Origin of the sequence: Streptomyces sp. NPDC000594 (genome assembly GCF_040299965.1) — a bacterium.
GTDB lineage: Bacteria > Actinomycetota > Actinomycetes > Streptomycetales > Streptomycetaceae > Streptomyces.
Genome location: NZ_JBEPCY010000037.1, coordinates 71,140 through 84,082 on the forward strand (window position 1 = coordinate 71,140; position 12,943 = coordinate 84,082).

General features: G+C 73.6%; 13 protein-coding genes. 7 read left to right on the forward strand and 6 right to left on the reverse strand.

Annotated features, from left to right (window positions below):
• Positions 1-200 precede the first annotated feature (200 nt).
• Positions 201-806, forward strand: a complete 606-nt coding sequence (gene aroQ / locus ABT354_RS32280; protein ID WP_351500415.1) for a gamma subclass chorismate mutase AroQ — start codon at positions 201-203, stop codon at positions 804-806.
• Between the two features lie 14 nt (positions 807-820).
• Here aroQ and ABT354_RS32285 read toward each other — a convergent pair whose 3' ends face one another.
• Positions 821-1,825: a helix-turn-helix domain-containing protein gene (locus tag ABT354_RS32285; RefSeq protein WP_351500389.1), complete on the reverse strand. Its 1,005-nt coding sequence runs from the start codon at positions 1,823-1,825 to the stop codon at positions 821-823.
• Between the two features lie 681 nt (positions 1,826-2,506).
• Between ABT354_RS32285 and ABT354_RS32290 the strand changes: the two genes are divergently transcribed.
• Together ABT354_RS32290 and ABT354_RS32295 are read left to right on the forward strand one after the other, a co-directional pair.
• Complete coding sequence (locus ABT354_RS32290; protein ID WP_351500391.1) at positions 2,507-3,088, forward strand: hypothetical protein; 582 nt, start codon at positions 2,507-2,509, stop codon at positions 3,086-3,088.
• Positions 3,089-3,185: 97 nt separating this feature from the next.
• Complete coding sequence (locus tag ABT354_RS32295) at positions 3,186-4,640, forward strand: aldehyde dehydrogenase family protein (RefSeq protein WP_351500393.1); 1,455 nt, start codon at positions 3,186-3,188, stop codon at positions 4,638-4,640.
• Here the strand turns inward: ABT354_RS32295 and ABT354_RS32300 are convergent.
• The 3 genes from ABT354_RS32300 to ABT354_RS32310 all read right to left on the reverse strand — a co-directional run bounded on the left by ABT354_RS32300 (position 4,624) and on the right by ABT354_RS32310 (position 8,373).
• A complete protein-coding gene (locus ABT354_RS32300; protein ID WP_351500395.1) occupies positions 4,624-6,237 on the reverse strand; it encodes a PTS transporter subunit EIIC in 1,614 nt (537 codons plus the stop codon). The genes ABT354_RS32295 and ABT354_RS32300 overlap by 17 nt on opposite strands.
• 34 nt (positions 6,238-6,271) lie before the next feature.
• Entirely contained in the window at positions 6,272-7,342 is a 1,071-nt protein-coding gene (gene murQ, locus ABT354_RS32305) for an N-acetylmuramic acid 6-phosphate etherase (protein WP_351500397.1), read from the reverse strand.
• A gap of 119 nt (positions 7,343-7,461) precedes the next feature.
• Entirely contained in the window at positions 7,462-8,373 is a 912-nt protein-coding gene (locus ABT354_RS32310) for a MurR/RpiR family transcriptional regulator (protein ID WP_351500417.1), read from the reverse strand.
• Between the two features lie 189 nt (positions 8,374-8,562).
• On the opposite strand from ABT354_RS32310, the gene ABT354_RS32315 reads away from it, so the two are divergent.
• Together ABT354_RS32315 and ABT354_RS32320 are read left to right on the forward strand one after the other, a co-directional pair.
• Entirely contained in the window at positions 8,563-8,919 is a 357-nt protein-coding gene (locus ABT354_RS32315; RefSeq protein ID WP_351500399.1) for a DUF8819 family protein, read from the forward strand.
• 82 nt (positions 8,920-9,001) lie between these two features.
• Positions 9,002-9,268: a DUF4031 domain-containing protein gene (locus tag ABT354_RS32320; RefSeq protein WP_351500401.1), complete on the forward strand. Its 267-nt coding sequence runs from the start codon at positions 9,002-9,004 to the stop codon at positions 9,266-9,268.
• 92 nt (positions 9,269-9,360) lie between these two features.
• On the opposite strand, the gene ABT354_RS32325 is transcribed toward ABT354_RS32320, so the two are convergent.
• Both ABT354_RS32325 and ABT354_RS32330 read right to left on the reverse strand, forming a co-directional pair.
• Positions 9,361-10,584, reverse strand: a complete 1,224-nt coding sequence (locus ABT354_RS32325; protein WP_351500419.1) for a Cmx/CmrA family chloramphenicol efflux MFS transporter — start codon at positions 10,582-10,584, stop codon at positions 9,361-9,363.
• A 266-nt stretch (positions 10,585-10,850) separates the two neighbouring features.
• Complete coding sequence (locus ABT354_RS32330) at positions 10,851-11,552, reverse strand: HD domain-containing protein (protein ID WP_351500403.1); 702 nt, start codon at positions 11,550-11,552, stop codon at positions 10,851-10,853.
• Between the two features lie 153 nt (positions 11,553-11,705).
• On the opposite strand from ABT354_RS32330, the gene ABT354_RS32335 reads away from it, so the two are divergent.
• Both ABT354_RS32335 and ABT354_RS32340 read left to right on the forward strand, forming a co-directional pair.
• Entirely contained in the window at positions 11,706-12,359 is a 654-nt protein-coding gene (locus ABT354_RS32335) for a maleylpyruvate isomerase family mycothiol-dependent enzyme (RefSeq protein WP_351500405.1), read from the forward strand.
• Positions 12,360-12,495: 136 nt separating this feature from the next.
• Positions 12,496-12,816, forward strand: a complete 321-nt coding sequence (locus tag ABT354_RS32340; protein WP_351500407.1) for a DUF6479 family protein — start codon at positions 12,496-12,498, stop codon at positions 12,814-12,816.
• Positions 12,817-12,943 lie beyond the last annotated feature (127 nt).

A 12,943-nucleotide genomic window follows, 5' to 3' on the forward strand; every position in this document is an offset into this window, starting at 1 on the left:
ACCAAGGCCCATGACCAAGGCCCATGACCAAGGCCCACGGCCACGGCCCATGACCACAGAGGGGGAACCCTGTGATCCGCCGCACCACACCCGTCGCCGCACTTCCTGACCGACTCACTCGCCCTGACCGACTCACCCGTACCGCACGGCTCTCCGGCCCCGCACGGCTCTCCGCGGCCGCCGCGCTGGCGGGCGTCGTCCTGTTCACCGGGGCCTCCCCGGTGCTCGCCGCGCCCGCCCCGGGTGCCCCGGGTGCTCCGGTCCCGGGCGGGACCGTCCCCTTCGCGGCGGGGAGCACGGCCCACGCGGGCGCGTACACCCAACTCCGTACGATCACCGCGCTGTCGGCCGAACGGCTGGCCACCGCCGACCTGGTCGCCGCCGCCAAGTGGGGCACCGGCGCCCCCATCGACGACCCGGCCCGTGAGCAGGTCGTCCTGGACTCGGTCCGCCTCCAGGCGGTGGAGCTGGGCGCCGACCCGGAGGCCACCGTCCGGATCTTCCGCGACCAGATCGAGGCCAACAAGCTGGTCCAGCGCGGTCTCCACCGCCTGTGGACGGCCGAACCGGGCAAGGCCCCGGTCGACCGCCCCGACCTCGCCGAGGTGCGGAAGGAGATCAACCGTCTCAACACCGCGCTGGTGCGGTCGATCGCGGAGGCGGCGGACGCCCGCTCCACCTCGTACTGCCGTGGGGCGCTCGCCGTCTCCGTCGTCCAGGTGCGCCATGAGAAGGGCCTCGACCGGCTGCACACCAAGGGGCTGGCGCGTGCCGTGCCCTCCGTGTGCGCGGATGGCGTCGGCTGACCCAGTCGTACGGGTCAGGACGGCCGACGGTCGCAGTCCTTCTTTTTGACCTTGGCCTTGTTCCTCACCTTGTCCCTCACCTTGTCCTTGGTCTTGGTCCTGTCCTTCGCCTTGCCCTTGTCCGTCCCCTTGCCCGTCCCCTGGGAGATCTGTGCGCAGGGGACGGCGGGGGCGGTGGTACGGGAGGGAAGGGTGAGGCCCTGGGACGCCGGTGGTGCCGCGCTGGTGACGGGCGCCGTCGGCGAGGGGGCCGACGGCGGGGCCGACGGGGTCGGCCGGGGTGACGGCGGCTTCGTGGGGGGTGCCGTCCGGGTGGTGACCTCGGCCGGTGGGGCTCCGCCGGTCCGGGCGGAAGCCGTCGTTCCCTGACGCCCCGGCACGCGGTCCCCCGCTTCGGTACGGGGTGGCGTGGACCTCGACGGTGACCCCGGCGGTGACCCCGGCGGCGACCCCGACGGGCTGCTCGGCACCGCCGCCGACGGCGAACCGGAACCCGGCGAGGGGGACGGCCGTGCGGTGACCGTGCCGCCGGCGGAGGGCGAGAGCGCGTACCAGCCGCCCACCAGGAGTACGGCGGCCAGCGCGGCGGCCAGGGTGACGATCAGGCGCCGCCGCCGCGCGAAGTGCCGGGGCGGTGAGGTGCGTTCCGGTACGGCGACACCGGCCGGCACGGGCCGTACCTCCTCTGCGATCTCCGGAACGACCTCCGGAACGGGAGCTGCGGCTGCGCTCCCCGAGCGCTCGGCGTCGGCGGCCTCCCAGAGCCCGAGCAGCCGATCCCCGTCCAGCCGTAGGCGCGCGCAGAGCCGTACGACCGCCTCGCGCGGCGGGTGCGCCTGCCCCTTGAGCACGCGGTTCCAGGAGGAGCGCGAGTACGGGGTGTCATGGGCGAACGCGTCGAGACTCAGCCCCCGTTCACGCTTGACCCGTAACAGCTCCCGCCGCAGGGCCTCTCCCGCCTGTCCGCCTGTTTCCTCTGTTTCCTCCGGTATGTCGTCCGTGTCGTCGCCGGAATCCATGCGCCCCCCTGCGGGCCGTCGCGAGCAGAACGTTCCGGCCCGTCTCTTCGCGCTGTTCGGCGGGGTGTGGAACGCGCACGGTACGGCGCGGTACGGGCGGAATGGCGATCAGGGTACCGATGGGACGGCGATCCATCGAACCTCCTGGTGGCGACGGGGTCCGTCCGCCCCATGAGGGGACGGCGCTTCCGTCCGCCCGAGGAGGAACTGTCCTATGAGGACTCGTGAGAAGAGACCGAGCGCCATTCCGCGCGGACCGTCGAGCGCCCCGGACCCGGTGTCGCGGAACGCTCCGGCCCCCGTGCCCGGGAACGTCCCGGAGGGCGGGAGTGCCGCTCCCGCCCTCCGGCCCCCGTTCACCCGGTTCCCCCCGGCACCGGGCGCCCTGGGCCTTTCGGCGGCGCCGACGTTGCCGGTCCGGCAGGGGTGCGGTCCACGGTTTCCGGCGCGGTGCATGGTGCGGTGCACGGTGCACCGGGCCGAGCTGCGGATTGCACCGCCGTGGTGCAAGAGATGTGCGGGGTAGAGGAGTTGGCCGGGGAGTATGGAGAGTGCGGGGGGCACATGGAGCACATGGGAGATGGGCCGAAGGCTGTGGAAGGCGCGCCGGGCACGCTGGGCGCATCGGGTGCGTCGGGCACGTCCGGAGCGGGGGGCGGGGAGCCGGGGTTCGCTTCCCTGGTGGAGGAGTTGGCCGTCGCGCTGGACGAGTGGTCGGCGGGGGTGAACCGCGCTCTGGTACGCCGGTGTCTGCCGCAGAAGTCCCTGGTCGTGCGGCTCGGTCCGGTACGGAGTGTGGACCCGGCCCGGGTCTCCCGCTGGCTGCTGGGGCGGCGCCAGATCTGGCAGGGGAGGGTGGTCCTGCCCGGTGCGGAGCTGACGGCGGACATCGTCCGGGCGCTCGGGCTGCGGGGCGCCGAGGCGGGCCGGCTGATGCGGGAGGCCGACCGGGTGGACCGGCTGCGGGGGCGGCTGGGCGAGTATCCGGGGTGGCGCAGACGGGCCGGTGAACAGCTGACCGGCGGCGGTACGGGGTCCCTGGCGCGCGGTGGGGGCGCCCGGGACCGGAGGGGCCACCGGGACGGCCGGGACCCGCGCCGGCCCCGGCGGTCGGATCCGGATGCCCGGGGGCGGCCCTGGTGGGAACGGCCGGAGGGGGTCACGGCCGTGCTGGGCGGCGCCTTCGCCGTGGTCGCGGCGGTGACGGTCGCGGTCTCCACACGGCCGAACGGAAGTTATCCACAGGGAAATCGGGTCCCTTGACCCTGTGAAGAGGGCCGCCGGATCATCGAGGTGGACGCGCTCAACGGAGCGTATTCGGTACGGAGAAGTGTCTTCGGTACGGAAAGGAGTCCGCCTGATGACGACCCCGACCCCCGAGCGCCAACCGCTGTTCCTCGCCGGTGAGTACACCGAGGGGACCGGCGACGGGACCTTCGATGTGATCAGCCCCGCGACCGGGGAGCGGGTGGGGGTGCTGCCCCTGCCGTCCGCCGCCGATCTCGACACCGCCGTGGCCGCCGCCCACCGCGCCCAGCGTTCCTGGGCCGGGGTGAATGTGTGGGACAGGGCCGCCGTCTGCCATCGGATAGCCGACGGGATCGACGGTATGCGGGAGGAGTTGGCCCGGCTCCAGACGCTGGAGCAGGGCAAGCCGCTGGCGGAGTCGGTGGCCGATGTCACCGAGGCGGCGCAGCTCTTCCGGCTGCACGCGGAGGACGCGGTACGGCTCGGCGGTGAGACCCTGCTCTCCCGGGACAGCTCGAAGCGGATGTTCACCTTCCATCGCCCGGTGGGGACCTGGGGCATCATCACCCCCTGGAACTTCCCGTTGTTGATGTTCGCCGAGTTCGCCGCCCCCGGCCTCGCCACGGGGAACGCGCTGGTGGTCAAGCCCCCGGCGCACACCCCGCTGACCGTGCTGCGGGCGATGGAGGCACTGACTGCGGCTGCCCTGCCCCCGGGGCTGGTCAGTGTGCTGCCGGGGGACGGCGGCTTCGGTGACGCCCTGGTGCGCCATCCCGGTGTGCACGCCATCGGCTTCATCGGCTCCTCCGCCACCGGGGCGAGGATCCAGGCGGCGGCGGGGCTGAAGCGCTCGCTGATGGAGTGCTCGGGCAATGGCCCGCTGGTGGTGCTCGCGGACGCCGATGTGGCGGCGGCGGCCAGGGCGGCGGTGGACGGCGCCTATCCCTGTGCCGGGCAGGTGTGCTGTGCCACCGAGCGGGTCGTCGTCCACCGTGAGGTGCACGACGAGTTCGTCGCGGCGGTGCTCCGGGAGTCGGAGCGGGTGGTGCTCGGCGATCCCCTCGCCCCGGGGACCCTGCTGGGCCCGCTCAACAACGAGGCGGTGGCCGCGAAGATGGACCGCCATCTCGCGGACGCCCGGGAGCGCGGGGCCAAGGTCCTGCTGGGCGGCGGTCGCCGGGCGGGGATGCCGACCGATCTCTACTACGAGTTCACCGTGGTGGACGAGGTGCCCAAGGACAGCCTGCTCGCCAGGGAGGAGTCCTTCGGGCCCGTCGTCCCGGTGATCACCGGGACGGACGAGGACGATCTGCTCCGGATCGCCAACGACGACGCCCTCGGCCTCCAGGGCGCTGTCTTCACCCGCAGTATGAAGTCGGCGTTCCGCTTCGTCGAGGAGATGGCGGTGGGTCAGGTCGTGGTCAATGAGACCAACAACTGGTGGGACATCACCATGCCGTTCGGCGGCGCGGGCGGCCGGGGCACCGGCTGGGGCCGGATAGGCGGCAAGTGGACCTTGCTGGATATGACCGATCTCCGTACCGGGGTGATCAATCTGAGCGACTGACCGGCCGCCCGCCCATCCGGCCCCGGGCGGCGGGGTCGGCGGGTTCGGCCGGGGCGGCCGGATCGGCGGACCCGGCGGGGTCGGTGGGCCCGGCGGGGTCGGTGGGGCCGGTGGCCGGGAGGGTGATGGCGCGCAGCCCGAAGCAGTAGGTGATGAGGAAGCCGGCGAGATAGCCGGTGAGCAGGCCGCCCGCGTAGACGGCGACCGATACCAGCGGCGGACCGCCGCCCTGGAGAAGGGGGAAGAGCGCCCAGCCCGAGGGGCCGATGGCGGTCGCGCCGACCGGCTGGCCCAGGGTGTGGAAGAGACCGATGAACGCCCCGCCGAAGGCCCCGCCCGCGCATGCCGTGACAAAGGGGCGGCCCAGCGGCAGCGAGACTCCGTAGATCAGTGGTTCGCCGACGCCCAGCAGCCCGGCCGGGAGCGCCGAGCGGATGGTGGCCCGCAGCTCCCGCTCCCGGGGCAGCCGCAGATAGACCGCGACCGCCGCACCGACCTGGCCAGCGCCCGCCATGGCCAGGATGGGCAGCAGCGCGGTGTGTCCGTACTGCTCGATCAGGGTGGCGTGGATCGGGATCAGCGCCTGGTGCAGCCCCAGCATCACCAGGGGCAGGAAGAGTCCGCCGAGGACGAATCCGGCGACGGCGCCGCCGCCGGAGAGCAGCGCGCTCGCCAGTTCGCCGATCGCGTCCGCCACGGCACCTGCCGCGAACATCAGCCCGTAGACGGTGGCGAGCCCCGCCACCAGGATCGTCACCGCCGGGGTCACCAGCACATCGAGGACATCCGGCAGCCGTCTGCGGCAGGCCTTCTCCACATGGACGGCGAGCACCGCCGCCGCGAGCGCGCCGAGGACTCCGCCCTGGCCGGGGGAGAGGTGCTGGCCGAAGACCTCGATCCGCTCGACCCCGGGGAAGACCACGATCGCCCCGACCGCCCCGCCCAGTACCGGGGTGCCGCCGAACTCCCGGGCGGCGCTCCAGCCGACGAAGACCGGAAGGAGGGACATGAAGCCGCTCGCGAGCGCGGTGAGGACGGGGGTGAGCCCCGGCAGCACCCCCAGGTTGACCAGGACGCCATTGAGACCGGCGAGGATGCCGCAGCCGATCAGGGCGGGGATCAGCGGGACGAAGACGCCCGCGATGCGGCGGAGCAGCACTTTCACGGGGGTGGCGTTGCGGGCCTTCTGGGCCGCTCTCAGCTCGGCGCCCCGCCGCGCCGTGCCGCCGCCCCCGGGAGACCCGCCGTTACCGGGGGACCCATTCCCGGGAGGCCTGCCGGACCCGGCGAGCCCTGCGGGCGCGGTCTCCGCCTGTGCGGCCTCCGCCCTCGCGGTCTCCGCCGTGAGCAGCGCCTCGAAGGCGGGGGCCACCCGGGCGACCGTGCCCGGCCCCAGCACGATCTGGTACGTGTCGCCCGCCTCCACCACCCCCAGCACGGCGGGCAGGGCCCGTAGTTCGGCCTCCCGTACGGCGGTGTGGTCCCGCAGCCCGAGCCGCAGCCGGGTCATGCAGTGCGCGACGGTGGTGACATTGGCCGCGCCGCCGACGAGCGGCAGGATCGCGGCGGCGACGGCGTGGTGGGGGGATCCGTCCATGGTGCGGGCCTCGCTGTGCTGGAGGGGGTGGGGATTACTCCCGGGCGCCACGCCCGGTGTCCGCCGGTGTCCGTGCCACGGCCCGGTCCTCCCCCGGGCCCGGGGCGGCGGCCCCGGGCGCGGTCCGGGCCGCCGTGTCCAGGGCGGCCCGCAGCCGGCCGCCGTTCTCGTCCAGCAACCGGGCCGCGCCGGGGCCGTCGACCGAGGCGAGGACGATCAGGATCGCGTTCTTCACCTCGCCGTCGGCGGCGGCGAGGGCCGCCTCGATCTCGGTGTCGTCCGCCCCGGTCGCGAGCGCCACGATCCGCCGCGAGCGGGCCCGCAGCTTCTCGTTGGAGGCCCGCAGGTCGACCATGAGGTTTCCATAGGTCTTGCCCAGGCGGATCATGGTGATGGTCGAGATCATGTTGAGGACCAGCTTCTGCGCCGTGCCCGCCTTCAGCCGGGTGGAGCCGGTGATCAGCTCCGGTCCGGTGACCACCTCGATGCCATGGTCGGCGGCGGCGGCGAGCGGGCTGCCCGCGTTGCCGGAGAGCCCCACGGTCAGGGCGCCCAGGGAGCGGGCGTGCGCGACCGCGCCGATCGCGTACGGGGTCCGCCCGGAGGCCGAGATGCCCACCACGGTGTCGTCGGCGGTCAGCTCCAGCGCGTCCAGGTCGACCGTGGCCAGCCGTTCGCTGTCCTCGGCCCCCTCGGCCGCGTTGACCATGGCGCCGGGTCCGCCCGCGATCAGTCCCACGACCTGGGTGGGCGCGGTGTTGAAGGTTGGCGGGCACTCGCTGGCGTCCAGTACGCCCATCCGGCCTGCGGTGCCCGCACCCGCGTAGATCAGGCGGCCGCCGCGTGCCATCCGTTCGGCGGTGGCGTCGATCGCGGCGGCGATCCGGGGGAGCTGTGCGGCGATGGCGTCGGGGACGGTCCGGTCCTCGCCGTTCATCAGCCGGGCGATGTCCAGGGTCGGCAGCCGGTCGATGTCGGCCAGCTCGGGCCGGAACGCCTCGGTGGCGAGGGTGTCCAGCTGGGCGCGGAGTTCACCGTAGGGGCGGGGGGCACCGCCGGGCCCCGGCACGGGACCGCCGTTGCGATGCGGAGAGATGGAGGTCATCGAGCACGCTTTCTCTGAGGTCGTCCGGCTCGCGGTCGTCCGGCTTCCGGTCGTCCGGCTCGCGGTGGCGCGGCTCCGGTTCGTCCGGCCGTGGGCCGTCCCGGGCCCGGGGCCGGGGGTCAGCGGGTGTGGCGCGGACTGTGCCGGTGGGCGAGGGCTTCGTAGGAGGCGGCGAGCGCGGGCGCGGCCGAGTCGTACGTCCGCTGGGCGACGCCTATGAAGAGGCAGTCCACGATCAGCAGCTGTCCGGTACGGGAGGACATGGCGGCGGGCCGCAGCTCGCTCTCGCGGGCGGTGGAGGTGGTCAGGACATGGTCGGCGTACTGGGTGACCGGCCCGTCCGGCCGCCCGGTGATCGCGACGGTGGTGGCGCCCCGCTCGAAGGCGGTGCGCAGCGGTTCGATGACATCGCCGGTGGAGCCGGAGTGGGTGATCGCCACGGCGACATCGCCCGCGCGCAGCTGGACGGCGTTGGTGACGGCGAGATGGGGGTCGGCGTGGGCGTGGGCGATCAGCCCGATCCTCAGCAGCTTCTGGGCCAGGTCCATACCGACGAGGGAGGAGGCGCCGACGCCGTAGATGTCGATGCGGCGGGCGGTGGCGGCGGCGGCCACGGCGGCGGCGAGCTGTGCGGTGTCGAGCGAGGCGGCGGTGTCGGCGAGGGTGCGCTGTTCGTCGAGGGCGAGTTTGGCGACGACCTCGGGCAGCGGGTCGTCCACGCTGATGTCGGCGGTGACGCTGGGCGCGCGCCCGGACTGCTGATGGGCGGCGAGCCCGGCGAGCGCGAGGCGTAGATCGCGGTAGCCGGGGTAACCCAGCAGTCGGGCGGTGCGGACCACGGTCGCCTCGCTGGTGCCGGTCCGTGCGGCGAGCCCGGTGACCGTGAGCGCGGCGCACCCCGCCGGGTCGTCGGCGACCGCCTCGGCCACCCGCTGCATGGAGCGGGTCATGGACGGGGCGAGCGTCCGCACCTTGGAGGCGAGGGCGGCGGGCGCGGGCGGGTTCACCGGGGGCCTCGGCGGCGCGGGCACACCGCCCCGGCCGCGTCCGCCCCGGCCCCGGCCGGCCCCGCCCCGTGCCTCGGTTCCGGCCGGTGCCCCCGAGTTGAAAATTTCCTTCACTGATTCCGTCACAAATTGAAAGCTATTTTCAACAATGGGTGAGGTCAACCCCCACTGCTGCGGACGGGCGTGTGCCGGACACCGGGGGAGAATGGGCCCATGGATGACACCGACCCCCTTGAGCAGGCCCTTCATACGGCGCGGGCCCTGGTTCTCGCCGATCTGGCCGCCCGTGACGTGGCCGATGCCGAGGTGGTGTCCCTGGTCGAGGAGTCGGTGACCCACCGCCGCTGGTGGGCCGAGCAATGGCCGGAGGGACAGGGATATCTGGCGGGACTGATCGCCCAGGACGTCCAGGACGCGCTCCTCGACCGGTACGGCCGCTGGCCGCTCTGCCCCATCTGCGACACGGGCGATCCGCATGCCCTGGAGGTGGAGCCGGAGCTGGGCCCGGACCCCCGCTGGGTCTGCCACCGGGCCGGTGTGGTGGTCGCGCCGGTCGGCGGACTCGGATGACCCCGCCCCCGCCCGCGCCGTCCCCGTCCCTCTGGTCCGCCGCGCCTCCGCCTCCCGTCCCCGGCGCCCGGGGCGGTCGCCGGTGACCCTCTATGTCGACCCGCCGGCCTGGCCGGGCCACGGTCGGATGTGGTCCCACCTGATCAGCGATGTCTCCTACGAGGAGCTGCATGTCTTCGCCGCGTCGATCGGCTGCCCGCCCCGGGCCTTCGACGGCGACCACTACGATCTGCCCTCCCACCGGTACGCGGACGCGGTGGCGGCGGGCGCGGTCGAGATCTCCAGCCGTGAGGTGGTCCGGCTGCTCGTCGGCGCGGGGCTGCGCCGCCCCAAGGGCCGCCCGAGCTGAGCCCCCGAGCCGAGGCCACTGAAACGACACCGGCCCGCCCCCGCGCGGAGCGGGAGCGGGCCGGTGGTGTCCCGGTCAGGGGGACGTCGCGGTCAGTGGGCCGCGCCCGACGGGGTCCCGGCGCTCTTGGCGGCCGGGAGCGGGAGGTCCGAGGAGCGGGCCACCACCCGGGAGGCGCTGTGCAGCCGCAGCGACACCGCCACCAGCCCCAGCGCGACCACGGTCATGCCCGCGCCCGCCCAGGCCGTCGCGGAGAATCCCAGATCCGCGTCGATCACGGTGCCGCCCAGCCAGGGGCCGCCCGTATTACCCAGGTTGAACGCCGCCGTCGTGGTCGCGCCCGCCAGCGTGGGGGCCGCGCCCGCCACATTGAACATCCGGGCGTTGAGCGCCGGAGCGGTATAGAAGGAGGAGACCCCGAGGACAAAGGCGATCGTCACGGCCGCCGCCGGGGTTCCGCCGAAGAGCGCCAGCGCCACCAGCAGCACGGTGGAGGCGGCGATACCGCTCAGCAGCACCCCGAAGAGATGGGCGTCGGCGACCCGGCCGCCCACCGCCGTACCGATCAGCGCGCCGAGCCCGAAGAGCCCCAGCACCCAGGGGACCCAGCTCTTGTCCATGCCCGCCACATCGGTGAGCAGCGGCGCGAGATAGGAGAAGGCGCAGAAGACACCGCCCGCCGCCAGCGCGGTGATCGCCACGGAGAGCCATACCTGGCGGTCGCCGTAGATCGCCATCTCCCGTCCGAGCTGGGGGCGCTCGGCGGGCAGCGGAATCCTCGGGATCAGCGCGACCACACCCACCAGGGCGACGACGGAGGCCAGGGCGACCGCCCAGAAGGCGGCGCGCCAGCCGAACCGGTCACCGAGGAAGGCGCCGAGCGGGACGCCCAGCACATTGGCGATGGAGAGCCCGCCGATCATCACGGCCATGGCCCGCGCCCGTGCGTTGACCGGGACCATCGCGATGGCGACGGCCGCGCCCAGCGCCCAGAAACCGGCGCAGGCGAGCGCGCTGATCACCCGGGAGGCAAAGAGGATCTCGTACGTCGGCGCCAGCGCTCCGGCGACCTGGCCCAGGCCGAAGACGGTGATCAGCGCGATCAGGGTGGCCTTGCGGGGCAGTCGGAGGGTGGCGACGGCCAGCAGCGGGGCGCCGACCACCATGCCGATCGCGAAGGCGGATATCAGCAGACCGGCCTGGGGGATGGAGACGCCCATGTCGTCGGCGATGGGCGGCAGCAGACCGGAGAGCATGAACTCGCTGGTGCCGAGGGCGAAGACGGAGAGCCCGAGGATATAGACGGCCAGCGGCATACCCGTACGGGCGGCGGCGGTACCGGAGCCGGAGTCGGCGGGGGAGTCAGGGCCGGGTACGGGGTCGGGGGCAGGGGAGGAGGACGCGGCGGCGGGTTGGGGCATGACAGGGCCAACCGAGCCGGAACGTTCGTGCATTCCCTCCCACCCGGTGATTTCCGTCCCTTTCACACGCACGCAACACACCCGCACCGCGATCACCCGGGCCGCGATCACCCGGGCCGGTCGGACCGGGACCGGCCGCACCGGGACGGGCCGCACCGGGGTCAGTCGAGCGCTGTCAGCTCGGCGGTGAGGTTGCGGCGGGCGGGCTCCTCCCAGTTCTCCCGCCCGTACGGGGTGTGGAACAGCCGGTCCAGCGCGAGGAGCTGCCGCAGCACGGCCGCCCGGCCGGAGCGGAAGGCGTCGTCGGGGACGAAGCCGTACTCCTCCCGTACCGCCGCCGCGTAGGCCGCGTACCCCTCCGGGCCCGAGGCCAGGACGGCCAGGTCCGCGTCGCACAGCACGGCGCCGTTGGTGTCCGTGTCGCCGGGGGCGTGGGTGACGGTGAGCCGCACCAGCCGGGCGACCTCATCGGTGGCGGCGGCCAAAAGCCCCGCCTCGGCGAGCGCCCGTTCGGCGAGGCGGGCCGAGCGTTCCTCGTTCTCGGACCGCTCCGGGAGGTAGACCGCGTCATGGAACCACGCCGCCAGCCGGACGAGATCGGGGTCGGCGGCATGCCCGGCGAGGGTGTCCACATGATCGAGTACGGCGGTCAGATGCGCGGTCGTGTGATAGCGCCGCTGGGGCTCCGCCCACCGGACGAGCAGGTTCTCCGCGTACGGCAGCGGATCGGCCCCGCCCCCCGTACCGTCCCCGTCCCCGGGCCCGCCCCCGTTCCCGTACCGCGAAAGCGCTCCCCGCAGCGCGTCCCCCCACCGCTCCCGCAGATCAACCGCGCCCGACCGCACCGAAGGCTCAGAACCCATGCGCCGACTCTAGGTCGTCTCTTTCGGATCTTGCTGGGCTCGCGTGCCCTGGCACCGCACTCCCCCTGGGCCCAGGGGCCCGGGAGGCAGCGGGTCCGGGAGACAGCGGGAAGACCCTGGCCGGGGGCGGGGCCGGTGCGGTTGGCTGGCGGGATGGAACCCGTACGCGATCCCGAACTGCCCGGCCTGCTGCTGCGCACCGAGCGCGACAGTCTCATCCCCCTGCTGCGCTCCCGCCCCGACGACGACTTCGCCGTCCGCACCTGTTGTCCCGGCTGGACCGTCCGCCATGCCGTCGCCCACTGCGCCGCCGCGCTGACCCGGGTGCTGGAGACCCGTTTCGAGCCCGGGGTGTTCTCCCCCGAGGGCAATGAGCGGGACATCGCCGAACGGGCCGACCGCCCGGTCTCCGCCCTGGTGGACGAGTTGGAGCACGGGATGACCGAGGCGGGCGCCGTCATCGCGGCGGCGGCCCATGGAAAGCTCGATGTGATCGGCTTCGGCGAGTGGGTGCACGCGGGCGACATCCGGGAGGCCTGGGGCGAGCCCGGCGCCTTCGCGGGAGCGGCGCAGCCGCACGCACTCGCCCTGGCCGCCGCCTGCACCCGGGCCCGCCGGAGCCGGCCGCTGGTCGCCCTGCTCGACGGCCATCCCGCCCCGCTGGTGCTGGGCGCGGACAGCCCGGAGCCGGCCGAGTACCGGGGGTCGGCCCCGACCCTGGTCCGGCTGCTCACCGGCCGTCCGCTGACCGGTACCCGCTATGAGCTGACCGGGGCGACGGAAGCGGAGCTGATCTTCCTTTCCTGACCCCTTCCTGACCCCTTCCTGACCCCTTCCTGACCCTGGGCCGCCCAAATCTTGGCCTTGAACCGCCCAAAAGTGTCGAAATGGGGTAACACTGGGGTCAGGGAGAGAGGTGCCTCCCGGGACGGAGGTCGGCACCATGGTCACCGTGATTGTCGTCTTTGGACTGGTCATCGTGTTCCTGCTGACCGGGGCCATGTGGTGGGACTCGATCCGCAGGGAGAAGTACGTACCGCCGCGCCCCGACGAGCAGCCGGAGAAGCCCGACCACCGGGAGCACATCGAGGAGATCCGGGAGGCGGACGACCACACCTTCCCGGAGGCCGGTGAGAACCGGCTGATGCCGTACAACCTCAAGGCCCACAGCTCCCATGGCACCGGCAAGGGCCGGGAGTCCCGCCCCGACCACGGCCCCAATGTGGGCGGCGGCGCCTTCGGCAGCGGCGGCCTCGGCGGCTGAGCGGGAAACACGGGCGAGCGGAAACACGAACGAGCGGCGGGGTCCGGGCGGTGAGGCCCGGACCCCCCCGAACGCGGGTACAGCAGGGGTAAGAAGATGCCGCAAACACAAATCAAGTTCGTCGTGG

What these genes read in the sequence shown, in the direction of transcription:
- ABT354_RS32295 (WP_351500393.1), top strand. Translation starts at nt 3,186, where the DNA reads ATGACGACCCCGACCCCCGAGCGCCAACCGCTGTTCCTCGCCGGTGAG.
- ABT354_RS32300 (WP_351500395.1), bottom strand. Translation starts at nt 6,237, where the DNA reads ATGGACGGATCCCCCCACCACGCCGTCGCCGCCGCGATCCTGCCGCTC.
- ABT354_RS32285 (WP_351500389.1), bottom strand. Translation starts at nt 1,825, where the DNA reads ATGGATTCCGGCGACGACACGGACGACATACCGGAGGAAACAGAGGAA.
- ABT354_RS32325 (WP_351500419.1), bottom strand. Translation starts at nt 10,584, where the DNA reads ATGCCGCTGGCCGTCTATATCCTCGGGCTCTCCGTCTTCGCCCTCGGC.
- ABT354_RS32315 (WP_351500399.1), top strand. Translation starts at nt 8,563, where the DNA reads ATGGATGACACCGACCCCCTTGAGCAGGCCCTTCATACGGCGCGGGCC.
- ABT354_RS32335 (WP_351500405.1), top strand. Translation starts at nt 11,706, where the DNA reads ATGGAACCCGTACGCGATCCCGAACTGCCCGGCCTGCTGCTGCGCACC.
- ABT354_RS32340 (WP_351500407.1), top strand. Translation starts at nt 12,496, where the DNA reads ATGGTCACCGTGATTGTCGTCTTTGGACTGGTCATCGTGTTCCTGCTG.
- ABT354_RS32330 (WP_351500403.1), bottom strand. Translation starts at nt 11,552, where the DNA reads ATGGGTTCTGAGCCTTCGGTGCGGTCGGGCGCGGTTGATCTGCGGGAG.
- murQ (WP_351500397.1), bottom strand. Translation starts at nt 7,342, where the DNA reads ATGACCTCCATCTCTCCGCATCGCAACGGCGGTCCCGTGCCGGGGCCC.